Source organism: Thioclava sediminum, from assembly GCF_002020355.1.
In the GTDB taxonomy this organism is placed as follows: domain Bacteria; phylum Pseudomonadota; class Alphaproteobacteria; order Rhodobacterales; family Rhodobacteraceae; genus Thioclava; species Thioclava sediminum.
Map to the genome: position 1 here is coordinate 343,262 of NZ_MPZV01000002.1, position 22,040 is coordinate 365,301.

Below are 22,040 nucleotides of genomic sequence, written 5' to 3' on the forward strand. Positions count from 1 at the left end.
GCGGCGCTAACGCGCCGCTCACATCTCTTCCTTGATTCCCTTGCGGATCAGCAGCCAGTTCACCGGATAGGCGGTCACGAAACCAGCCATCATCGCGATCTGCATGGCGAACCAGAATTCCGGGTCGGCGGCGTTGATCTCGGCGCCCCAGAGCCCTTTGAACACGGCGAAATGGAAGATCGCCATCATCCCGTACATGCCGACCTGCCACGAGGTGAGTGAGGCCACGTCGGCTTTCGCCGCCTCTTTGAGGCCTTTGGCGAGGCCGAGACCGCGCATCGGGGCGATCGAGAAATACTGGAACACGATCCCGATCACGAGGGCGAAGACATAATCGAGCCCCCAGAGCGCGAAGATCTTGTGTTGCCAAAAATCCGGCCAGCCGAACGGGATCAGGAGCGCGGGAACCGCAAGCGCGAGATTTTCGGCAAGGATATCCCCCAAGGTGCAACCTGCCCCGCAATGGAGCGTCCCTTTTGCGACCGAAATCGGGAACGGGGAGTCGCCATGCCCGGAATGGCGCTTGTGGAACCAGATGATCAGCGGCCCGGCGAACAGCCCGCAGATCGGCCAGACCCAAGCCATAATCGCCATATGCGGCGGGTTCCGACGCATCTCGACCACGAGATAGAGGAACGAAATCACGCCAATGGCGAGCGAAAGCCAGCTGAGCGCGGTAAACCAGATGGGTGTCATCGGGAGGCTCCTTTCAGCTTCCCAACACACGCTTATCCGAAACGGTTCCGCGCCCGCTTAACGGCGCAACTGCCCGAAGAAGTCGATATCTTCCAAAGTGATGATCCCCGACAGCAACACCGCCGCGATGATCGCCCAGAGCACGATGGTGACAACGGTGGTGATCTTCACCTTCGCGCCCAGATGCGCCTCATGCGGCGCCCCTGCAGGAGTGCCCGGCACGACCTCGTCCACATCGCCTTGCGTCTTGAGGCGAACCGGCAAGACCATGAAGAAGATCATGAACCAGATGACTGCGAAGAGGATGATACCGCCTGTGAGGCTCATCAGACCTGCTCCAGTTCGACCAGGCAGCCATTGAAGTCTTTCGGGTGCAGGAACAGCACGGGCTTGCCATGCGCGCCGATCTTCGGCTCGCCATTGCCCAGAACCCGCGCGCCATCCGCTTTCAGCTTGTCGCGCGCCTCGAGAATGTCCTCTACCTCGAAGCACATGTGATGGATGCCGCCCGCGGGGTTCTTTTCCAGAAAGCCGTTGATCGGGCTGTCCTCGCCCAGCGGGTAGAGCAGTTCGATCTTGGTGTTGGGCAGTTCGATGAAGACGACCGTGACGCCGTGATCGGGCTCGTCCTGCGGCGCGCCGACATTGGCACCCAGCGTGTCGCGATACTTGGCCGAGGCCGCCTCGAGGTCGGGCACGGCGATGGCGACATGGTTCAGGCGTCCGATCATTTGGGTCTCCTCCGGTAACGCGGGCGTTAAAAGGGGTAGCCGGGCGCGCGGCTTCGCGCAAGCCTTGCGGGGACAGTTGTGAACCCGGTTCGGATTAACCCAGTGTTAGGCAATCTGCGCCCTACTGATCGGACAGCCGAATCCGATCGCAGCCGAAGGGGCCACGACATGAGCGACACGATCCCGACCCTGACTCGCATGCCGACACCCGAACGCCCTCTGACCGGGCTGACGGTTCTTCTGGTGGAAGATAGCCGCTTCGCCTCGGAAGCCGTGCGGCTGCTGTGCCTGCGCTCGGGCGCGCGAATCCGGCGCGCCGATTGCCTCGCCTCGGCAGATCGGCATCTCAAGACCTACCGGCCCTCGATCGTGATCGTGGATATGGGCCTGCCCGATGGCTCGGGAAGCGACCTGATCGCCGAGATACGCGGGACGCGCGGGCCGCATCCGGTGATCCTTGGGACCTCGGGCGACCCCGACCTGAAAAGCGCGGCCCTCGCGGCGGGCGCGGACGGGTTTCTGGAAAAGCCGATCGAAAGCCTCGCCGTATTTCAGGAAGCGATCCTGTCGACCCTGCCCGAAGAGATGCGACCGCTCGGCCTGCGCGCGCTTGCCGATCTTGTGATCGCGCCGGACCCGCTCGCGCTGCGCGACGACCTGCAGCACCTCTCGGAACTGCTGCGCGACACAAAGGGGGCCGACACGCGCGCCCTGCCCTATGCCGCACATTTCCTTCATAGCATCGCCTGCTCGGCCCATGATGCGGCTCTGGACGATGCGGCGCAGCGCCTGAGACGGTCCGGCGGCCCCTCACGCGAAGATATGACCCGGGTCACGCAGATCATAGATGCGCGGATCGCGGCAGCCGGGGCGTTCTGACCCGGTTGCGGAACCGCCCCTCCGACATCGCGTTGCTCAAACAAGTCAACGCAACCGGAGGACAGCCCGATGAGCTCGATCTACGACGCCATCAAGCAAGATCACGACAATCACCGCGCCCTGATGAAGAAGATCGCCGATACGTCCGGCGACAGCGCGGAGCGCACGCAGGCGTGGAATGAGTTCTATTATGACATCAAGTCCCACGCCGCCGCCGAGGAAGAGACCTTCTATTCCAAGTTGATGACCAAAACCTGGGGGCAGGATTCGGCGCGTCACTCGGTCGAGGAACATGCCGAGCTCGACGATCTGCTCGAAGAGCTCAACGAGATGGACATGGCGAGCCCCGGTTGGCTGAACAAGTTCCACAAGCTCGAGCATGATTACAATCACCACATGGACGAGGAAGAAGACGAAATCTTCGGCCGCGCCAAGGACGTGATCGACGAAAGCGAGATCGAGAATTACGGCGAGAAATTCCTCGAGCGTAAGAAGAAAGAGATGAAGCTGGTCGACGAGAAGAAGGAAGACAGTCTCGAAGACTGATCGGGGTTTGAGACGTAGGGTGGCTCGGCTTCGGCCAGAGCCCCTTCGCCTTACCCCTCCGCGCCTTTTGCGCTGGCGCGCTCCTCCACCGCGAATAGAAAAAGGCCCCGCTCCATCCCGAACGGGGCCTTTTAAATCGGTAACCGTGCGAGGATCAGTCCTCTTGCGGCAGAACCCGCAGGCGCAACTCGCGCAGCTGTTCGTTCATCGGCTCCGACGGCGCGCCCATCATCAGGTCTTCGGCGCGCTGGTTCATCGGGAACATGATGACTTCACGGATATTCGCGGTATCGGCGAGGATCATCACGATCCGGTCGATGCCGGCGGCGCAACCACCGTGCGGCGGGGCGCCGTATTTGAACGCCTTGACCATGCCGCCGAAACGTTTCTCGACTTCCGACGCCGGGTAGCCCGCGATCTCGAACGCCTTGTACATGGTCTCGAGCTTGTGGTTCCGGATCGCGCCCGAGAGGATCTCGTAGCCGTTGCAGGCGAGGTCGTACTGGTAGCCTTTGACCTGCAGCGGGTCGCCTTCCAGCGCCTCCATCCCGCCTTGCGGCATCGAGAACGGGTTATGCGAGAAGTCGATCTTGCCCTCGTCATCGGCCTCGTACATCGGGAAGTCGACGACCCAGGCGAACTTGAACTTGGTCTTGTCGGTCAGTCCCAGCTCTTCGCCGATCACGTTGCGCGCACGGCCCGCGACGCCTTCGAAGCTCGACGGCGCGCCGCCGAGGAAGAAGGCCGCATCGCCCTCGCCCAGACCCAGCTGCGCGCGGACCGCCTCGGTCCGCTCGGGGCCGATATTCTTCGCCAGCGGGCCTGCGCCTTCGAGCGAGCCATCCTCGCCCTTGCGCCAGAAGATGTAGCCCATACCCGGAAGGCCCTGTTCCTGCGCGAACTTGTTCATCCGGTCGCAGAACTTGCGCGAACCGCCCGTAGGGGCCGGGATCGCACGAATCTCGGTGCCGTCCTGTTCGAGCAGTTTCGCGAAGATCGCGAAGCCCGAGTCGCGGAAGTGATCGGAGACCACCTGCATCTCGATCGGGTTGCGCAGGTCGGGCTTGTCCGAGCCGTATTTCAGCATCGACTCGGCGTAAGGAATGCGCGGCCAGTTCGAGTCGACCGTACGGCCATCGGCGAATTCCTCGAACACGCCCTGGATCACCGGCTGCATCACGTTGAAGATGTCTTCCTGCTCGACGAAGCTCATCTCGACGTCCAGCTGGTAGAAGTCGGTCGGCGAGCGGTCGGCGCGCGGGTCTTCGTCACGGAAGCACGGCGCGATCTGGAAATACTTGTCGAAGCCGCCGACCATGATCAGCTGCTTGAACTGCTGCGGCGCCTGCGGCAGCGCGTAGAACTTGCCCGGATGCAGACGCGACGGCACGAGGAAGTCGCGCGCGCCTTCCGGCGACGACGCGGTGATGATCGGCGTCTGGAACTCGTTGAAATCGGCGTCCCACATGCGTTTGCGCATGGATTTCACGACGTTCGAGCGCAGGATCATCTTGTCATGCAGGCTCTCGCGGCGCAGGTCGAGGAAGCGATAGGACAGACGCGTTTCTTCGGGATATTCCAGCTCGCCGAAGACCGGCAGCGGCAGTTCCTCGGACTCGCCCAGGATTTCGATCTCGCGGACATAGACCTCGATCTCGCCGGTCGGAATCTTCGGGTTGATCAGGCTCTCGTCGCGCAGCTTCACGGTGCCGTCGATGCGGATCACCCATTCGGAGCGCGTTTTTTCCATCGTCTTGAAGGCGGGGCTGTCGCCGTCACAGAGCACCTGCGTCATACCGTAATGATCGCGAAGATCGATGAAGAGCACCCCCCCGTGATCGCGCACGCGATGGACCCAGCCCGCGAGGCGGACGGTCTCACCGGCGTTGGCGGCGCTCAGATCGGCGCAGGTATGGCTGCGAAAGGCATGCATGGGAGGCTCCCCGGATCGAGAATTGCGTATAGTCGCGCCGATACACCCGTTGAGCGCGCAAAAGTCAAGCTGTGCGGAGGCACACAGGCCCGTCTCGAGCTGTTCACGCGCGCGTGGCTCGAAAAATTGTAAATTTTCGGTTAACTTCAGAGACAACGGGAACTTTGGTAATTTCACAAAGGTTGCCGTCATGAAGGCTAACGCTGGAGCCTGCCAAGCCCCGGCATGATCCGGAGAGACCATATGAGAGCTTGGGACTCGCTTCTCGACCGAATGTTGCGCCACCTGATCCGCAGGGGCACGCTCGAACTCGTCTATTCGGACGAGACGCTCAGACGCTATGGCGATGGCACCGGAGAGCCGGTCCGCGTCACCATCGAAAACCCCGACGTGACGCGCAGGATCGTGCTGCGGCCCGATCTCGGCGTCGGCGAAGGCTATATGAACGGCGATTACACAATCGCGAATGACGATCTGCGTGGCTTCCTCGCCCTCGCGATCCGCAACCAGACCGGATCCGGCATGCCGTGGTTCGAGAAACCGCGCGAGGCAAGCCGCTTCTTCGGACGCCGCTTCGCCCAGTTCAACCCGGTCAACAAGGCGCGCACCAATGTGGCGCATCACTATGACCTGTCAGGCGAGCTTTATGACCTCTTCCTCGATGAGGACCGGCAATATAGCTGCGCCTATTTTGAGCGCCCCGACATGACACTCGAAGAGGCGCAGGAGGCGAAGAAACACCATATCGCCACGAAACTGTTGATCGAGCCGGGCATGACCGTTCTCGATATCGGTTGCGGCTGGGGTGGCATGGCGCTGACGCTGGCACGCGATTTCGGTGCGAATGTCGTCGGCGTGACGCTGTCCACCGAACAGCACGCGCTGGCCCGCAAACGGGTGAAAGAGGCTGGCCTCGAAGATAAGATCGACATCCGCCTGACCGATTACCGCGATGTGACCGACAAGTTCGACCGGATCGTCTCGGTCGGCATGTTCGAACATGTCGGCGTGCCGCATTACCGCGAGTACTTCTCGAAAGTGCGCGAGCTGTTGAAACCGGGCGGCGTCTCGCTGATCCATTTCATCGGACGCTCGGGTCCCGGTGGCGCGACCGCCGATTTCATCACGAAATACATCTTCCCCGGCGGCTATTGCCCGGCCATGTCGGAAGCGTCGAACGCGGTCGAGCATGAAGGCCTCATCACCACCGACCTCGAGGTCTGGCGGCTGCATTACGCGGAAACTCTGCGCCATTGGTGCGATCGGTTCGAGGCGAATATCGACAAGGCCGTCGCGCTGTATGACGAGCGGTTCTGCCGGATGTGGCGCTTCTACCTCGTGGCCTCGGAGATGGCTTTCCGCCATGGCGGGCAGGTCGTGTTCCAGTATCAGCTGGCCCATGAGGTGGGCGACGTGCCGCTGACGCGCGACTACCTCTATCGCGACGAAGACGAACAGGAACATCGGCTGGCCGCCGAGTAAGTCGACCACTCCCTGACCGGGCTGAAATCAGGCTGCGCTCCTCCCGGCGCGCGGCCTGACAGACTTGGACGCACGCCCTCGCGTCACCCTGCAACCCGGCTATCGCGTCCTGACCCTCTTGCGACGCCTGACCCTTTGCGTATAAAGCGCCTCAATTTGCGCAGTGACCAGAGGGGATTCCCATGCCGAAGAGAACAGACATCACGTCAATCCTCATCATCGGCGCCGGGCCCATTGTGATCGGGCAAGCCTGCGAGTTCGACTACTCGGGCGCCCAGGCCTGCAAAGCCCTTCGCGAAGAAGGCTACCGCGTCATCCTCGTGAACTCGAACCCGGCGACGATCATGACCGATCCGGGGCTCGCCGACGCCACCTATATCGAACCGATCACGCCGGAAGTCGTGGCCAAGATCATCGAGGCCGAGCGCCCCGACGCGGTGCTGCCGACGATGGGCGGCCAGACCGGCCTCAACACCGCGCTGTCGCTGGCCGATATGGGCGTGCTGGAGAAATTCGGCGTCGAGCTGATCGGCGCGAACCGCGACGCGATCGAGATGGCCGAAGATCGGAAGCTCTTCCGCGAAGCGATGGACCGGATCGGCCTCGAGAACCCGAAAGCGACCATCGTGTCCTCGCCCAAGCGCGAGAACGGCACCTATGACGTCAACGAGGGCGTGCGTCAGGCGCTGCTCGAGCTGGAGCATATCGGCCTGCCCGCGATCATCCGCCCCGCCTTCACGCTGGGCGGCACCGGCGGCGGCGTCGCCTATAACCGCGAAGATTACGAGCGCATCTGCCGCTCGGGTCTCGACGCCTCCCCCATGAGCCAGATCCTCGTCGACGAGTCGCTGCTGGGCTGGAAAGAATTCGAGATGGAGGTCGTGCGCGACAAGGCCGACAACGCCATCATCGTCTGCGCCATCGAGAACGTCGATCCGATGGGCGTCCATACCGGCGACTCGATCACCGTCGCGCCCGCACTGACGCTGACCGACAAGGAATACCAGATCATGCGCAACGGCTCGATCGCCGTGCTGCGCGAGATCGGCGTGGAGACCGGCGGGTCGAACGTGCAATGGGCGATCAACCCCGAAGACGGCCGCATGGTCGTGATCGAGATGAACCCGCGCGTGTCGCGCTCCTCGGCGCTGGCTTCCAAGGCCACCGGCTTCCCGATCGCGAAGATCGCCGCGAAGCTGGCCGTGGGCTACACGCTCGATGAGCTGGACAACGACATCACCAAGGTCACGCCCGCCTCCTTCGAGCCGACCATCGACTATGTCGTCACCAAGATCCCGCGCTTCGCCTTCGAGAAATTCGCAGGCTCCAAGCCCGAACTGACCACCGCGATGAAATCGGTGGGCGAGGCGATGGCGATCGGCCGGACCTTCCACGAATCCGTGCAAAAAGCGCTGGCCTCGATGGAGACCGGCCTCAGCGGCTTCGACGAGATCGAGATCGAAGGCGCGCCGGAGAAGGCCGCCGTCATCAAAGCGATCTCGCAGCAGACGCCCGACCGGATGCGCCTCATCGCACAGGCGATGCGCCACGGGCTGACCAATGACGAGATCCAGCACGCGACCTCCTTCGATCCGTGGTTCCTCGCCCGGATCCGCGAAATCGTCGAAGCCGAGAACGAGATCCGCAAGAAGGGCCTGCCGCTCGACGAGAAGGGCCTGCGCAATCTCAAGATGATGGGCTTCTCGGATGCGCGTCTGGCCACGCTGACCGGCCGCGACGAGGCGCAGGTCCGCCGGGCCCGCCGCAACCTCGGCGTCACCGCGGTCTTCAAGCGCATCGACACCTGCGCCGCCGAATTCGAAGCGCAGACGCCCTACATGTATTCGACCTATGAAGCCCCCGCGATGGGCGAGGTCGAATGCGAGGCACGGCCCTCCGACAACAAGAAAGTCGTCATCCTCGGCGGCGGTCCGAACCGGATCGGCCAGGGGATCGAGTTCGACTATTGCTGCTGTCACGCCTGTTTCGCGCTGACCGATGCGGGTTACGAGACCATCATGGTCAACTGTAACCCCGAGACCGTGTCGACCGACTACGACACCTCGGATCGCCTGTATTTCGAGCCGCTCACGCTGGAGCATGTCCTCGAAATCCTGCGGGTCGAGCAGGATAACGGCACGCTGCACGGCGTGATCGTCCAGTTCGGCGGCCAGACGCCGCTGAAACTCGCGAACGCGCTGGAAGCCGAAGGCATCCCGATCCTCGGCACCACGCCCGACGCGATCGACCTCGCCGAAGATCGCGAGCGGTTCCAGGACCTGCTCAACCGTCTTGACCTGAAGCAGCCTGTCAACGGCATCGCCAGCTCGGACGAGCAGGCCTTCGAGATCGCGGGCCGCGTCGGCTATCCGCTGGTGATCCGCCCCTCCTACGTGCTGGGCGGCCGCGCGATGGAGATCGTGCGCGACCTCGACCACCTCAAGCGCTATATCAAAGAGGCCGTGGTGGTCTCGGGCGACAACCCGGTGCTGCTCGACAGCTATCTGGCCGGCGCGATCGAGGTTGACGTGGATGCGCTCTGCGACGGCGAAAGCGTCCATGTCGCGGGCATCATGCAGCATATCGAGGAAGCTGGCGTCCACTCGGGCGACTCGGCCTGCTCGCTGCCGCCCTACTCGCTGAGCCCCGAAATCGTGGCCGAGCTGAAGGTTCAGACCGAGAAGATGGCCGAGGGCCTCAACGTGGTCGGCCTGATGAACGTGCAGTTCGCGATCAAGGACGGCGATATCTACGTCCTCGAGGTCAACCCGCGCGCCTCGCGCACCGTGCCCTTCGTCGCGAAAGCCACCGACTCGGCCATCGCGTCGATCGCAGCGCGCCTGATGGCGGGCGAGAAGCTGTCGGCCTTCCCGGCGCGCCCGCCCTACCCCGAAGGCGTCGGCCCCGACACGCCGCTGCCCTTCGCCGATCCGCTGACGCTGGCCGATCCGCAAACGCCGTGGTTCTCGGTCAAGGAAGCCGTGCTGCCCTTCGCCCGCTTCCCGGGCGTCGACACGCTGCTCGGCCCGGAAATGCGCTCCACCGGCGAGGTGATGGGCTGGGATCGCGACTTCCCCTCGGCCTTCTGGAAAGCCCAGCTTGGCGCGGGCACCGTGCTGCCCGAAAGCGGTCGCGTGTTCTTCTCGATCAAGGACTCGAACAAGACCGACGATCTGGCCGAAGCCGCCGCCTCGCTGGTCTCGATGGGCTTCACCATCGTCGCGACCGGCGGCACCGCCGCATGGCTCGCCGAGCATGGCGTGGAAAGCGAGAAGGTTCTAAAGGTCTATGAGGGCCGCCCGAACATCGTCGATCGGCTGAAGAATGACGAGATCGACCTCGTCTTCAACACCACCGACGGCAGCCAGGCGATCTCGGACAGCCGCGACATCCGCGCGGTCGCGCTCTATGACAAGATCCCCTACTTCACCACCGCCGCCGCCTCCATCGCCGCGGTCTCGGCGATCAAGAGCCGCAAAGAGGGCGAAGTGAGCGTGCGTTCGCTGCAGTAAGCGACGGATACAATTAGAGAAATGATGTGACTCGCGGAACACGGTTTCCGCGAGTTTCTTTTTCAACCCGGGGTCGATCTTGCTGCGCCTCGGTGGCTCACGCATGGCTGAAGCCTAAAAACAATTTCATGAGGCAAGTTTATGAAGAAATGCGTTTTCGCAGCCGCGGTCCTTTTCGCGGCGCTCCCGCAAATCTCCAGCGCGGCTGAAATCACCGGCGGCACCGTCGGCATCGGCTTTTCGCAATTCACCGATGACGGCGATCTCGACAAGACCTCGGCCACCGGCTCGCTCGAAGTCGGGTTCAACCGGCAATTCTCGCTGCAAGGCGATCTGGCCTTCGCGAGTTTCGGCGCAAGCGATACCGACGCCAACAACGTCGCACTTCACGCGATCTACCACGCCGGTCCGGCCACCTCCTTCGGCGCCTTTGCGGGCCACGACCACGCCGAAGGCGCAGGGATGGATTACTATGGCCTCGAAGCAGGCCATTCCTACGGCCAGTTCGGCGGCGAAGCCTATGTCTCGCACGCCAAGGAAGACGGCGTCAGCGGCAATCTGTTCGGCCTGTCGGGGCGCTATGCAGTCAACGACGCGTTCGGCGTGACTGCGGGCTATGACCATATCGACGTCGAGAGCTTCGACGCGAACCGCACGCAGATCGGCGTCGACTACAAGCTCGGCAATGTGACGCTGAGCGGCGATTTCGGCCATGCCGATGGCGACGAACTGGGGTCGAGCAACTACGTCTCGGTCGGTGCGACCTTCGCCTTCGGTCCGCAGCGGCGCACCACGTTCAAGCAGCGTGATCTGATCCGCGTCATCCCCGGTCTCTGACCGCGACGCGCTTGCAGGGGAAAGGCGGCCTTTCGGGGCCGCCTTTTTTATATACTCAGGCCCGCTGTGCCCGCCGCGCGAGCCAGCTTTGCCACGCGGCCGGAGAGCCCGCGAAGGCGTTCATGTCCACGTTCCCCGGCACGCCCGGCACGACACCCGTGCCGCTATATTGCCAGAAGCTCCAATCGGCGCCGGGGTAGCGCTCCATCGGGTGCGCGGTGACCGAGCGCAGCCACATCTCATAGCCCGAGAAGCGCGACAGGTCGTTGTCCCGCCAGAAATCGATCGTCGTGTAGATCACCGGTCGCGTACCGTAATGCCGCGTCAGGGCCGCGAGGAAGCGGTGCATCTCGGCGCGGGTGACATGGGCCGCGGGGCGACGCTGACAGGTGCGCGAGGTGTGGTTCCACTCGATATCCAGCACCGGCGGCAGATCGCCCCGGCGGCGCGGCACGTTGCGGATATACCAATCGGCCTGCTCTTCGGGGGAGCGGCAGAAGTAATAGAAGTGATAGGCCCCGACCGGCACGCCCGCCGCCCGCGCGCGGGTCGCGTTGATGTGGAAACCCGGATCGGAGTGATCGCCGCCCTCGGTCGCCTTGAGCCACGCGAAGGACACCCCCGCCGCGCGCGCCCGGCGCCAGTCGATCTCGCCCTGATAGCGCGCCGCGTCGATCCCGTGGACCGGCAACCGCGCCGGCGCCAGACCTTCCCAATCATGCGGGTCGGTATCGCCGAAGCGCGCGGGAATGCCGCTCGCCCGGTAGTTCGAGGCCGACAACACTGCCGGACGCATCAATTTGGCCTGCTTGCCACTTGGCGCGCCGCCGCAGCCCGCCAAGGTCAAGGCTGCGCCCGAGACGAAGAACCTGCGTGAAATCCCCATGCTCACTCCCCCGTGATTTTTTCCCAGCCTCTCATGCAAACGCCCGCCTGTCATCGCTGACAGGCGGGCGTCTTTTTACATCGGCGAGGCTTCGCCTAAGAGGGGGCGCTCAGCTCCGGGGGCCGAAATCGGCTTGGGTCAGCACGCCATCCCCGTTGCGATCGCGCATCGCGAACCACTGATCGGTGCCACCCACGAATTCCGCGCGCGAGATCACCCCGTCGCCATTCGCATCGAAGGCCCGCAGCCCCTCGGCGGTCGGGATATCGTGGCCCGCGCGCATCGCGTTGCGGCCCTGACCCTGTCGCTTGCCGGGCCCCTGCCCCATGCCCTCGGGCATCTGGTGCCCCGGACCTTTGCCGGCTTCGCGTTCCATTTCCTTATGCTCGTCGATCATCGCGATTTCGGCGACGGAGTAAGTGTCATCCTCGTGCGCGTCGAACATCGTAAAGATGTCGCCGCGCCGCTCGCGGGCTTCGGACAGCGTGACGCCGCCATCGCCATCGAGATCCCATTGCAGGAGGAATTCCTGCCCCGGCACCGGGGCGGTTTGCGCGAACCCCGGAGCGGCACCGAGCAGCAGTGCAGCGGCAAACGGGGCGGCGAGAGAAGCGATGCGTTTCATCTGTCTGTCCTTCGTTAGATATGTCGCTAATGAAACGAAACGGCCCGCGCCTTTCCGGCGCGGGCCTGACAACATGTCGCAGAGCGGGGCAGCTCAGCCTTTCGCGGCGGCCAGCTCGTCCCAGCAGCCCAGCGCGTGACCGGCATACATCACCCCCGGGCCACCGCCCATCTGGATCGCCATGGCTAGCACGTCGCCCAGCTCCTCGCGCGTGCCGCCCGCCTTCATCAGCGCCTCGACATGGAACATGATGCAGGGCTCGCAACGCAGCACGACCGCCATGCCGAGCGCGATGAATTCCTTGGTCTTCACATCGAGCGGCCCGTTCTCCTTCACGGCTTTCGACAGCACACCGAAGCCGCCGACAGCGTCGGGGATCGTCTTGTTCATCACGCGTAGCTCGTTGCGCATCTCGTCGATTTTCGCCTTGTAGCTCATCGCAGGTCTCCTTCGCATTTCGTCCCTCGCGGCGTGACACGGGGCGCGGGCGAAATCCTTGACCTGCGTCAACCCAAAGGGATGGCGCTGCGTGATGTGACCAAAGTTGAGGGGGCTCCGTCCCCGGCGCGGAACGCGCGCCTCCCCCGGGATATTTTCACCAAGCCGAAGACAGCAGAGTTTTCTCCTTCGCCTTGGCGCAAATATCCCGGGGGGTGAATTCGCGCAGCGAAAAGGGGGGCAGCGCCCCCCTTCTCCGGTCTCAATCAATCGAGGCTCAGCCGTCGACGCGGATTCGCGCGTTGCTCGGATCGTGCGGGCTGTCCTCGGTCACTTCCGCCGGGTAATCGGCGCCGAGGATACGCACGCTCAGCTTGGTGCCCGGCTCCGCCAGATCGGGGCGCACATAGCCCATGCCGATCTGCTTGCCGAAGGCCACCGACCAGCCGCCCGAGGTCAGACGCCCGACACGCTCGCCATCCTTTTTGATGACTTCCTTGCCCCAGGGATCGGCATCGTCCGGCCCGTCGATCAGAAGCGTCACGCATTTCGAGCGGATGCCGGTGTCGAGCATCGCCTGCTTTCCGGTGAACTCCTTCTCGAGGTCGATGAAGCGGTCGAGACCGGCTTCCTGCGGGGTCGCGTCGCGGCCCAGCTCGTTGCCGAAGGCGCGATAGCTCTTCTCCTGACGCAGCCAGTTCTGCGCGCGTGCGCCGACGAGCTTCATGCCGTGCTTCTCGCCCGCCTCGACCAGCAGGTCCCAGAGGTAGCGGCCGAATTCGACCGGGTGATGCAGTTCCCAGCCCAGCTCGCCCGTATAGGCCACGCGCACGGCGCGGACCGGGCACATGCCCAGCTCGATATTGCGCATCGAGAGCCACGGGAAGCGCTTGTTCGACAGCACCGTCTCCGGATAGGCGTCCTTGACCACCTCCTGCAGGATCTTGCGCGCATTGGGACCCGCCAGCGCGAAGACGCCCCATTGGGTCGTCACGTCGTGGCAATCGACATAATCGCCGCCCGCGGCGCGGAAATCCTCGATCGATTTACGCAGGAAGTCGCCGTCGTAATCGGTCCAGGCGCCCGCCGAGATCAGGTAGTACTCGTCCTCGGCCAGACGCACGATCGTGTATTCGGTGCGGGTCGTGCCGGCTTCGGTCAGCGCGTAGGTCAGGTTGATCCGGCCCACTTTCGGCAGCTTGTTGCAGGTGAAGGCATCGAGGAAGGCGGTCGCGCCGGGGCCACGCACCATATGTTTGGTGAAGGCGGAGGCGTCGATCAGACCGGCGGTGTCGCGCAGCGCCTCGGCCTCGGCCTTGGCATATTGCCACCATTCCCCGCGACGGAACGAGCGGCTGTCATGGTCGAAGCTCGAAGGCGCATCCTTGGGCCCGTAATAGTTCGGGCGTTCCCAGCCGTTTGTCTGGCCCATCTGCGCGCCTGCCGCGATCTGGCGATCATAGGCGGGAGCGGTGCGCAGCGGACGGCAGGCTTCGCGCTCTTCATCGGGGTGGTGCAGGATGAAGACGTGCTCGTAGGCCTCTTCGTTCTTGCGCGCCGCGTATTCGGTCGTCATCCACGAGCCATAGCGCTTGGGATCGAGCGAGGCCATGTCGATCTCGGCTTCGCCCTCGACCATCATCTGCGCGAGGTAATAGCCGGTGCCGCCCGCAGCCGTGATGCCGAAGGAGAAGCCTTCCGCCAGCCACATGTTGCGCAGGCCCGGCGCGGGGCCGACCAGCGGGTTGCCGTCGGGCGTGTAGCAGATCGGGCCGTTGAAATCGTCCTTCAGACCGACTTCCTCGGAGGTCGGGAGACGATGGATCATCGACATGTATTCTTCTTCGATACGCTCCAGATCGAGCTGGAACAGATCGGCGCGGAAGGTCTCCGGCACGTCATAGAGGAAGCGCGCGGGCGCGTTGCGCTCATAGGGGCCGAGAATCCAGCCGCCGCGTTCCTCGCGGACATACCATTTCGCATCGGCATCGCGCAGCACCGGGTGCTCGGGATTGCCCTCGGCGCGCCATTTGACCAGCGCCGGGTCGGCATCGGTGACGATGAACTGGTGCTCGACCGGGATCGCGGGGATCTTGATGCCCAGCAGGCGTGCGGTGCGCTGTGCGTGGTTGCCGGTGCAGGTCACGACATGCTCGGCGCGGATCTCGATCTCTTCGCCGGAGCCGACGAGGTTGCCGCCCTTCTCGACCATCTTCTCGAGCGTGACGACCCATTCCGAGCCGGTCCAGCGATAGGCGTTGACCTGCAGCTTGCGCGCGATCTCGGCACCGTGCTGGCGCGCGCCTTTGGCCATCGCCTGCGTCACGTCGGCGGGGTTGATATAGCCGTCCTGCGGGTGGAACAGCGCGCCCTTGAGGTCCTCGGTGTTCAGAAGCGGCCAACGTTCCTTCATCTGCGCGGGCGTCAGGAACTCGTGATAGACATCCGCGGTCTCGGCGACGGAGGAATAGAGCTTGTACTCGTCCATCCGCTCTTGCGTCTGCGCCATGCGCAGGTTGCCCACGATCGCGAAGCCCGCGTTCAAACCGGTCTCGGCCTCAAGCGTCTTGTAGAAATCGACCGAGTATTTGTGGATGTGGGTCGTCGCGTAGCTCATGTTGAACAGCGGCAGCAGACCCGCCGCGTGCCAGGTCGAGCCCGAGGTCAGCTCGTCGCGCTCGATCAGCAGCGTGTCCCAGCCCGCCTTGGCAAGATGGTAGGCGACACCGCACCCGACTGCGCCGCCACCGACGACCAAAGCTTTCACATGGGATTTCATCGCGGGGCCTCCTTGCCGATACGGACGTAGGGGCAGATTGACCCTCATATTCGCAAACGCAATCCGATCCGGGCGACATTCGCGCGACAAAAACGACAAAAGCGCACGCGCGGCGCTTTGGGGGCGCGGCGCCTGCCCGGCGGGACCCGCTTATGAAAGCTCAAGCCCCATTGGACGCACGCAAACCCGGCGATGACGCTTCCGTGAGGCGAGTCGCGAATCCGTGTTTTGTTCCCGCGAATTGCAAAAATTTTTCCCCCATTTGCACAGGAACTGTGCGCGGTTTCACCAGTTTTGAGACCATCAGAGGCCGGGGAAACCGGAAACCGGGACCGACGCGCCTCACGTAAAACGAAAGGGAGACGAGATATGAAAAAGCTCATCACCACTACCGCCATCGGCCTGATGCTTGCCCTGCCCGCACATGCCGAAGACAAAGCAAACGCCAACGCGACGGCTGAAGCCAACGCGAACGCTTCGGCCAACATGTCCGGCGACATGTTCATGAAGTCGATTCCGGACTCCTTCAACGCTTCGGGCCTCATGGGCAAGCGCGTTTACATCTCGAAGGACAAGGTCGACGCCAAGACCGCGATCAACGAAGCGCAGGACAGCTGGGATGACGTTGGCGAAGTCAGCGACGTCGTGATCGGCACCAACGGCGAAGTCGATGCCGTGCTCGTCGACGTGGGTGGTTTCCTCGGCATTGGCGAGAAAACCGTCGCGATCTCGATGGATTCGCTCAACCTGATCCCCGACGGCGACACCGACAATTCCTATTTCGTCGTCGCTCAGGGCAGCAAGGACCAGCTGGACCAAGCACCGAAATATGACGCCGAAATGCAGACTGCGTTCAGCGCGGATGCCAATGGCGACATGAACGGCAACGGCGAAGACATGCAGAACGCCGATGCGTCGCAGAAGATGGATGAGGCTGGCGACAACGCCGAAGCCGCTGCCACCGCGACCGCCGCTGCTGCAGGCGCCGCTGCGAACGAAGCTGCCGACAAGACCGCTCAGGCTGCCGACAACGCAGGCGAAGCTATGGACAACGCCGCCGAGAACACCGCCGACGCTGCTCAGAACGCCGCGCAGGAAACCGAGCAGGCGATGAACAACGCTGGCGACAAGACCGAAGAGATGGCGAAAGACGCCGCTCAGAACACCAAGGAAGCTGCAAACGCGACTGGCCAGGCCGTCGAGAACGCGGCCGACAACGCTGGCGAAGCGACCAAGGAAGCCGCGAACGAGACCGGCAACGCGATCGACGACGCTGTCGACAGCACTGCCGCTGCCGTGGGCACCATGGGTCAAGCTGACCAGGAAGACGGCCAGAAAGTCGATATCGCTTCGGTCGCTCCCGACACGCTGCGTGGTGAAGGCGTCTATGGCCCGAACGACGACAAGGTCGGCGACGTGTCCGAGCTGGTTCAGGGCAATGACGGTAAAGTCTCGGGCGTCGTGATCGACGTGGGTGGCTTCCTCGGCATTGGCGCCAAGCCGGTCGAAATCAAGGCGAGCGAGCTGACCGTTCTGCAGAACGACACCTCGATCACCGTGCATACCGGTCTGACCGAAGAGCAACTGAAGAAGCTTCCGAAATACGAAGCGAAGTAATCTTCGGATGATGTGACGGAGAGCCGGGGGCAGCCCTGCTCCCAGCGAAGGCCCCGGGAATTTCCCGGGGCCTTTCGTCATCGCCGGACCGACTCAACCGAAGCCCAAATGAAAAGGCCCCGGATCTCACCGGGGCCTCAAAACAGTTTCGCGCGGATCAGGTCATCGACGGCACGACCAGATCCGGCGGGCGGTGCCCGTCGGCGAAGGTCTTGATGTTGACCAGAACCTTCTCGCCCATCTCCACGCGCCCCTCGACGGTGGCCGAGCCCATATGCGGCAGCAGCACCACGTTCGACAGCTCGCGCAGCCGCGGATTGACCTCCGCGCCATGCTCGAACACGTCGAGACCGGCCCCGGCCAGCTCGCCCGCGCGCAACGCCCGCGTCAGCGCGTTCTCGTCGATCACCTCGCCCCGCGAAGTATTCACGATTACCGCCTCGGGCTTGAGCATCTTCAGCCGCCGCGCGTTGAGCAGGTGGAAGGTCGAGGGCGTATGCGGGCAGTTCACCGAGATCACGTCCATCCGGCTCACCATCTGATCGAGGCTGTCCCAGTAGGTCGCTTCCAACTCCGCCTCGATATCGGGGTGAACCTTGGTGCGGTTGTGATAGTGGATCTGCATCCCGAAGGCCTTGGCGCGCCGCGCCACTGCCTGACCGATCCGGCCCATGCCGAGAATGCCCAGCCGCTTGCCGCCGATGCGATGGCCCATGAAAGCGGTGGGCGCCCAGCCCTCCCAATTGCCCGCCTGCATATGCGCAAGCCCTTCGGGAATGCGCCGCGTCACCGCCAGCATCAGCGCTATGGTCATATCGGCCGTATCATCGGTGACGACGCCGGGCGTATTCGACACCAGCACCCCACGCTGACGCGCCGAGGAAACGTCAATGTGATCGACCCCGGCACCGTAATTCGCGATCAATTTCAGCCGCTCGCCCGCCTGCGAGATCATCGACGCGTCGATCCGGTCGGTCACGCAGGGCACGAGGACATCGGCGCGTTTCATCGCCTCGACCAGCTCCTCCCGGGTCATCTTGCGATCGTCGTGATTGAGCTCGACCTCGAACAATTCCTTCATCCGGGTCTCGACGACCTCGGGCAGGCGTCGCGTCACGACAACACTCAGGCGCGGTGCAGGCATCTCGGTCCTCTCCTCTCTTCCATCGCGGGGCGGTTGGATGCAAACTGCCCCTCAAAGCGGGCAGGCACAAGGCCCGGCAAGAGCAGTAATGGCCGAAATCGACATGGGAGCGCAATTTTATTGCGCGCCGGATGTTGCAGACCCGCGGATCAGCCAGCGGGCGGGCCGGGATATGAGGCGGACGATGACGGGCAGCAAAATCCTCGCGGCGGTATCCTCGATTGCGATTCTGGTCGGCGCAATCTGGAGCGTGTCGGGCAATGCCTCGGGCGCGCAGTCGAAATCGAACGCCCCCGCCGCTCAGCCCGCAGCAACCAGCCAGACCACCAAGCCGCAAGCGAAGCCCGCGGCCAAGCCCGCCCCCAACGGCCCCGACGTGCAACTGGCGAAACCCCAGCGCCGCGGCCCGGTCACCCACCTGCCGATCCCGCGCTATGTCTCGCTCAAAGGCTCCAAGGGCAATGTGCGTCGCGGACCCTCGCTCTCGCACCGGATCGACTGGGTCTTCACCCATCCCGGCATGCCGTTGAAAGTCACCGCCGAATTCGGCCATTGGCGGCGCGTCGAGGATAACGAAGGTCAGGGCGGCTGGATTCACTACACGCTGATCTCGGGCGTGCGCAACGTGATCGTCATGCAGGACATGGTGTCGCTCCACGCCCGTCCCGACCCGAAATCCGCAGTCACCGCCAAGGCACAGGCCGGCGCGATCGCGGGCCTCGGCGCCTGCACCCACGATTGGTGCGAAATCGAAGGCTCTGGCGCGGATGGCTGGTTGCCGAAAACCGAAATCTGGGGTGTCGACCCCGACGAGACCCGTGACTGAGACGCTCACCTGCGCTAGAGCATCGGCGCAAAGGTAGAAACGGCGGCGATGGCCTATAGCGAAAACGAACACCGGATGAACACCTCGGCGGGTCTGGCCTCGGTCGGCACCGCAGCACTGCTCGTGGCGATCAAGGCCTGGGCGCTGTGGCAGACCGGCGCGCTCTCCGTGGGCGCCTCGCTCGCCGACAGCGCGGTGGACCTGTTGATCTCGGGCGCGGGGCTGCTCGCGATTCTCTATGCCGCGAAACCCGCAGATGACGATCACGCCTTCGGGCATAGCTCGGCCGAAGACCTCGCAGCCCTCGGTCAGGCGCTGATCGTGCTGGGCGCGGGCATCACGATCGGCATCACCGGCGTTCAGCGCCTGCTGGCCCCGACCCCGCCCCCGCTTGCCGCCGAAGGTATTGGGATCGCGGTCATGGTCGCCTCCGCAGGGATCACCTTCGGCCTGATCTGGTGGCAGGGCCGCGTGGCGCGCAAGACCGGCAACAAGGTCGTCGCCGCCGACCGGCTGCACTATGTGGGCGACCTGCTGCCGACACTGGGCGCGATCCTCGCGCTCTGGCTCTCGCATGCCTTCGGCTGGGGCGACGTGGACAGCATTGTCGCGCTGATCGCCGCGGCGATCATGCTAGCTGGCGCGGCGAAGATCTTCATTGGCGCATGGCACGCGCTGATGGACCGCGCGGCCCCCGACGACGTGATCGAAGGCATCGCCAAGATCGCCCGCGACTGGCCCGGCGTGCGCGGCTTCCACGATCTCAAGACCAGGACGGCAGGCGCGCAGATCTTCGTGAATCTGCATATCGAACTCGATGGCGACCAAACGCTGGAAGAGGCCCATGACATCGGCGCCGCGCTCAAACGCGCCATCGTCGAGGCCTATCCGCAGGCCGACGTCATCATTCATAAGGACGTCTATCGGGGCTGAGCGCGGAGGGGGCGCTGCCCCCACGGCTTGCGCCGCCCCCCGGGATATTTTGGCCAAGAGGAAGGCAGATCGTCCTGCTTCCAACTGCCCTAAATATCCCCGCCGGAGGCTCCGGCATCACCACCCGCTCAGGCGGCCGGATCAAGCAGCCCGCGGCCCTTCAGCAGAGGCTCGACCCCCGGCATCTTGCCCCGGAACTCGGTGTAAAGCTCCTCCGGCGGCCGCGAATTGCCTGCAGACAGCACGAAGCGTTCGAGTTTCGCCGCCGTTTCCGGGTCGAACACGTCGCCCGCTTCCTCGAAGGCCTCGAACGCGTCAGCATCCATCACTTCCGACCACATGTAGCTGTAATAGCCCGACGAGTAGCCGTCGCCCGAGAAGACATGGGCGAAATGCGGCGTCGCGTGGCGCATCCGGATCGCATGCGGCATGCCGATCTCGCGCAGCACCTCGGCCTGTTTCGCCATCGGATCTTCGGGGGCTGCGCTCTCGTGGAAGGCCAGATCGACCAGCGCCGAGCCCAGATATTCCACCGTCGAGAAACCCTGATCGAAGGTGGCGGCCCCTTTCAGCTTCTCGCGCAGCTCCATCGGCATCGGCTCGCCGGTCTTGTAATGGCGCGCGTGTTTTTCCAGCGTCTCGGGCACGTCGAGCCAATGCTCGTAAAGCTGGCTCGGGAGTTCCACGAAATCGCGCGCGACCGAGGTGCCCGAGAGGAACTGATAGGTCACATCCGACAGCATCTGGTGCAGCGCATGGCCGAATTCATGGAACAGCGTGCGCGCGTCGTCATGGCTGAGCAGCGCCGGATCGCCCTTGGCAAAGTTGCACACGTTCACCACGATCGGCACGGGCGCGCCGCCGAGCTTGCGCTGCGAGCGCATCGCCGAGCACCACGCCCCCGAGCGTTTCGAGCCGCGCGCGAAATAATCGCCGAGGAACACGGCCAGCACTTCGCCCCCGCGCGAAACCTCCCAGCCGCGCACGTCAGGGTGATAGAACGGCCCGTCGATCTCCTTGAACTCCAGCCCGAAGAGGCGGTTCGCCGTATCGAAAGCAGCCCCGATCATCGCGTCGAGCGAGAGGTAGGGCTTGATCTGCCCCTCATCGAAATCATGCTCGGCCACGCGGCGCTTCTCGGCATAGTAGCGCCAGTCCCACGGCTCCAGATCGCCGTTGATCCCGTCGGCATGCATCATCTCGGCCAACTTCGCGGCATCCGCCTCGGCGGCAGCCTTCGCAGGCTCCCAGACGCGCATCAGAAGACCGCGCACCGCTTCGGGCGTCTTGGCCATCTCGGGCTCCAGCTTGTAGGCGGCGAAACTGTCATAGCCCAGAAGCTTCGCGCGTTCCTCGCGAAGCCTCAGCACCTCGGCGGCGATCTCGCGATTGTCGGTCTCGCCGCCATTCGCCCCGCGCGACGTCCAGGCTTCATAGGCGATGCGCCGCAGCTCGCGACTGGGCGAGAATTGCAGGAAAGGCACGATCAGCGAGCGCGAGAGCGTCAGCACCGGGCCGTCCTGCCCGCGCTCCTTGCCTGCCGCGCGGGCGGTGTCGATAACGAAGTCAGGCAAACCTTCGAGGTCTTCCTCGGCCAGCGGGCGGAACCAGCCGCTCTCGTCGGCCAGCAGGTTCTGACTGAACTGCGTGGTGATCGAGGCGAAGCGCTGCTTGATCTCGCGCATCCGTTCGGCCGCGTCCCCTTCCAGTGCCGCGCCCGACCGGGTGAACATCTGGTAATATTGCTCCAGAAGGCGCGCTTGCTCGGCGTTCAGCCCGAGGCTGTCGCGGCTCTGCCAAAGCGTATCGATCCGCCCGAACAGCGCGGTGTTCATCGTGATCTCGGAGGAAAACGCCGCGAGCTTCGGCGCCAGATCGCGCATCAGCTCCTGCCGCGCTGGCGTCGCATCGGCCCCGGCGAGGTTGTAGAACACGCCTGCAACCTTTTCGAGCGCCTCTTCCGCCAGCTCCATCGCCTCGATTGTATTGGCGAATGTCGGGGCGTCGGGCGAGTCCGCGATCGCCGCGATATTGGTGCGCGCCTCGGCCAGCGCCGCGTCGAACGCAGGCGCAAAATCGGCGTCGGAAATCTGCGCGAAGGGCGGCAGTTCGTAGGGGCCGGTCCAGTCGGCGAGAAGCGGGTTGGTCATGGCGGGTCTCCTTTGCATCGCAAGCT

Annotated in this window: 18 protein-coding genes; 8 read left to right on the forward strand and 10 right to left on the reverse strand. The window is 64.0% G+C overall.

The window, feature by feature from the left end; genetic code table 11:
• Nucleotides 1–18 precede the first annotated feature (18 nt).
• Genes BMI91_RS08875 through mce form a run of 3 tightly spaced genes read right to left on the reverse strand, consistent with a single transcriptional unit; the run spans nt 19 to nt 1,427 of the window.
• Complete coding sequence (locus BMI91_RS08875) at nt 19–696, reverse strand: DUF4396 domain-containing protein (RefSeq protein ID WP_078548422.1); 678 nt, start codon at nt 694–696, stop codon at nt 19–21.
• Between the two features lie 57 nt (nt 697–753).
• On the reverse strand, nt 754–1,023 hold the full coding sequence (locus BMI91_RS08880; protein WP_078548424.1) for a DUF1467 family protein: 270 nt from the start codon (nt 1,021–1,023) through the stop codon (nt 754–756).
• Complete coding sequence (mce, locus tag BMI91_RS08885) at nt 1,023–1,427, reverse strand: methylmalonyl-CoA epimerase (RefSeq protein WP_078604710.1); 405 nt, start codon at nt 1,425–1,427, stop codon at nt 1,023–1,025. Before mce ends, BMI91_RS08880 begins: the two co-directional genes overlap by 1 nt.
• Before the next feature lie 168 nt (nt 1,428–1,595).
• On the opposite strand from mce, the gene BMI91_RS08890 reads away from it, so the two are divergent.
• Nucleotides 1,596–2,306, forward strand: coding sequence for a response regulator (locus BMI91_RS08890; protein ID WP_078604711.1), 711 nt, complete (start codon nt 1,596–1,598; stop codon nt 2,304–2,306).
• 69 nt (nt 2,307–2,375) lie between these two features.
• Entirely contained in the window at nt 2,376–2,852 is a 477-nt protein-coding gene (locus tag BMI91_RS08895) for a hemerythrin domain-containing protein (RefSeq protein ID WP_078569940.1), read from the forward strand.
• 154 nt (nt 2,853–3,006) lie between these two features.
• Here the strand turns inward: BMI91_RS08895 and aspS are convergent, their stop codons facing one another.
• A complete protein-coding gene (aspS, locus tag BMI91_RS08900) occupies nt 3,007–4,785 on the reverse strand; it encodes an aspartate--tRNA ligase (protein ID WP_078604712.1) in 1,779 nt (592 codons plus the stop codon).
• 243 nt (nt 4,786–5,028) lie between these two features.
• Between aspS and BMI91_RS08905 the strand changes: the two genes are divergently transcribed.
• The 3 genes from BMI91_RS08905 to BMI91_RS08915 all read left to right on the forward strand — a co-directional run bounded on the left by BMI91_RS08905 (nt 5,029) and on the right by BMI91_RS08915 (nt 10,616).
• Complete coding sequence (locus BMI91_RS08905; RefSeq protein WP_078604713.1) at nt 5,029–6,267, forward strand: SAM-dependent methyltransferase; 1,239 nt, start codon at nt 5,029–5,031, stop codon at nt 6,265–6,267.
• A 182-nt stretch (nt 6,268–6,449) separates the two neighbouring features.
• The gene (gene carB / locus BMI91_RS08910) at nt 6,450–9,779 is read left to right on the forward strand and encodes a carbamoyl-phosphate synthase large subunit (protein WP_078604714.1); all 3,330 of its coding nucleotides are present in this window, start codon (nt 6,450–6,452) and stop codon (nt 9,777–9,779) included.
• Between the two features lie 141 nt (nt 9,780–9,920).
• Complete coding sequence (locus BMI91_RS08915) at nt 9,921–10,616, forward strand: porin (RefSeq protein WP_078604715.1); 696 nt, start codon at nt 9,921–9,923, stop codon at nt 10,614–10,616.
• Nucleotides 10,617–10,671: 55 nt separating this feature from the next.
• Here BMI91_RS08915 and BMI91_RS08920 read toward each other — a convergent pair whose 3' ends face one another.
• The 4 genes from BMI91_RS08920 to BMI91_RS08935 all read right to left on the reverse strand — a co-directional run bounded on the left by BMI91_RS08920 (nt 10,672) and on the right by BMI91_RS08935 (nt 15,344).
• Complete coding sequence (locus BMI91_RS08920) at nt 10,672–11,502, reverse strand: glycoside hydrolase family 25 protein (protein ID WP_078548441.1); 831 nt, start codon at nt 11,500–11,502, stop codon at nt 10,672–10,674.
• Nucleotides 11,503–11,611: 109 nt separating this feature from the next.
• Entirely contained in the window at nt 11,612–12,127 is a 516-nt protein-coding gene (locus BMI91_RS08925; protein WP_158522123.1) for an EF-hand domain-containing protein, read from the reverse strand.
• A gap of 93 nt (nt 12,128–12,220) precedes the next feature.
• A complete protein-coding gene (locus BMI91_RS08930; RefSeq protein ID WP_078520492.1) occupies nt 12,221–12,565 on the reverse strand; it encodes a carboxymuconolactone decarboxylase family protein in 345 nt (114 codons plus the stop codon).
• 277 nt (nt 12,566–12,842) lie between these two features.
• Nucleotides 12,843–15,344 carry a GcvT family protein gene (locus BMI91_RS08935; protein WP_078604717.1) on the reverse strand — a complete coding sequence of 834 codons (2,502 nt, stop codon included), beginning with the start codon at nt 15,342–15,344 and terminating at the stop codon, nt 12,843–12,845.
• Nucleotides 15,345–15,713: 369 nt separating this feature from the next.
• On the opposite strand from BMI91_RS08935, the gene BMI91_RS08940 reads away from it, so the two are divergent.
• Nucleotides 15,714–16,961 carry a PRC-barrel domain-containing protein gene (locus tag BMI91_RS08940; RefSeq protein ID WP_078604718.1) on the forward strand — a complete coding sequence of 416 codons (1,248 nt, stop codon included), beginning with the start codon at nt 15,714–15,716 and terminating at the stop codon, nt 16,959–16,961.
• Nucleotides 16,962–17,118: 157 nt separating this feature from the next.
• Here BMI91_RS08940 and BMI91_RS08945 read toward each other — a convergent pair whose 3' ends face one another.
• Complete coding sequence (locus BMI91_RS08945) at nt 17,119–18,105, reverse strand: 2-hydroxyacid dehydrogenase (protein WP_078604719.1); 987 nt, start codon at nt 18,103–18,105, stop codon at nt 17,119–17,121.
• A 184-nt stretch (nt 18,106–18,289) separates the two neighbouring features.
• Here BMI91_RS08945 and BMI91_RS08950 point away from each other — a divergent pair, with 184 nt between their 5' ends.
• Together BMI91_RS08950 and BMI91_RS08955 are read left to right on the forward strand one after the other, a co-directional pair.
• Nucleotides 18,290–18,931: an SH3 domain-containing protein gene (locus tag BMI91_RS08950; RefSeq protein ID WP_078549772.1), complete on the forward strand. Its 642-nt coding sequence runs from the start codon at nt 18,290–18,292 to the stop codon at nt 18,929–18,931.
• A gap of 48 nt (nt 18,932–18,979) precedes the next feature.
• Nucleotides 18,980–19,864: a cation diffusion facilitator family transporter gene (locus BMI91_RS08955; protein ID WP_078520496.1), complete on the forward strand. Its 885-nt coding sequence runs from the start codon at nt 18,980–18,982 to the stop codon at nt 19,862–19,864.
• A 128-nt stretch (nt 19,865–19,992) separates the two neighbouring features.
• Here the strand turns inward: BMI91_RS08955 and BMI91_RS08960 are convergent, their stop codons facing one another.
• Entirely contained in the window at nt 19,993–22,014 is a 2,022-nt protein-coding gene (locus BMI91_RS08960) for a M3 family metallopeptidase (protein WP_078604720.1), read from the reverse strand.
• Nucleotides 22,015–22,040: the final 26 nt, after the last annotated feature.

What these genes read in the sequence shown, in the direction of transcription:
- BMI91_RS08875 (WP_078548422.1), bottom strand. Translation starts at nt 696, where the DNA reads ATGACACCCATCTGGTTTACCGCGCTCAGCTGGCTTTCGCTCGCCATT.
- BMI91_RS08880 (WP_078548424.1), bottom strand. Translation starts at nt 1,023, where the DNA reads ATGAGCCTCACAGGCGGTATCATCCTCTTCGCAGTCATCTGGTTCATG.
- mce (WP_078604710.1), bottom strand. Translation starts at nt 1,427, where the DNA reads ATGATCGGACGCCTGAACCATGTCGCCATCGCCGTGCCCGACCTCGAG.
- BMI91_RS08890 (WP_078604711.1), top strand. Translation starts at nt 1,596, where the DNA reads ATGAGCGACACGATCCCGACCCTGACTCGCATGCCGACACCCGAACGC.
- BMI91_RS08895 (WP_078569940.1), top strand. Translation starts at nt 2,376, where the DNA reads ATGAGCTCGATCTACGACGCCATCAAGCAAGATCACGACAATCACCGC.
- aspS (WP_078604712.1), bottom strand. Translation starts at nt 4,785, where the DNA reads ATGCATGCCTTTCGCAGCCATACCTGCGCCGATCTGAGCGCCGCCAAC.
- BMI91_RS08905 (WP_078604713.1), top strand. Translation starts at nt 5,029, where the DNA reads ATGAGAGCTTGGGACTCGCTTCTCGACCGAATGTTGCGCCACCTGATC.
- carB (WP_078604714.1), top strand. Translation starts at nt 6,450, where the DNA reads ATGCCGAAGAGAACAGACATCACGTCAATCCTCATCATCGGCGCCGGG.
- BMI91_RS08915 (WP_078604715.1), top strand. Translation starts at nt 9,921, where the DNA reads ATGAAGAAATGCGTTTTCGCAGCCGCGGTCCTTTTCGCGGCGCTCCCG.
- BMI91_RS08920 (WP_078548441.1), bottom strand. Translation starts at nt 11,502, where the DNA reads ATGGGGATTTCACGCAGGTTCTTCGTCTCGGGCGCAGCCTTGACCTTG.
- BMI91_RS08925 (WP_158522123.1), bottom strand. Translation starts at nt 12,127, where the DNA reads ATGAAACGCATCGCTTCTCTCGCCGCCCCGTTTGCCGCTGCACTGCTG.
- BMI91_RS08930 (WP_078520492.1), bottom strand. Translation starts at nt 12,565, where the DNA reads ATGAGCTACAAGGCGAAAATCGACGAGATGCGCAACGAGCTACGCGTG.
- BMI91_RS08935 (WP_078604717.1), bottom strand. Translation starts at nt 15,344, where the DNA reads ATGAAATCCCATGTGAAAGCTTTGGTCGTCGGTGGCGGCGCAGTCGGG.
- BMI91_RS08940 (WP_078604718.1), top strand. Translation starts at nt 15,714, where the DNA reads ATGAAAAAGCTCATCACCACTACCGCCATCGGCCTGATGCTTGCCCTG.
- BMI91_RS08945 (WP_078604719.1), bottom strand. Translation starts at nt 18,105, where the DNA reads ATGCCTGCACCGCGCCTGAGTGTTGTCGTGACGCGACGCCTGCCCGAG.
- BMI91_RS08950 (WP_078549772.1), top strand. Translation starts at nt 18,290, where the DNA reads ATGACGGGCAGCAAAATCCTCGCGGCGGTATCCTCGATTGCGATTCTG.
- BMI91_RS08955 (WP_078520496.1), top strand. Translation starts at nt 18,980, where the DNA reads ATGGCCTATAGCGAAAACGAACACCGGATGAACACCTCGGCGGGTCTG.
- BMI91_RS08960 (WP_078604720.1), bottom strand. Translation starts at nt 22,014, where the DNA reads ATGACCAACCCGCTTCTCGCCGACTGGACCGGCCCCTACGAACTGCCG.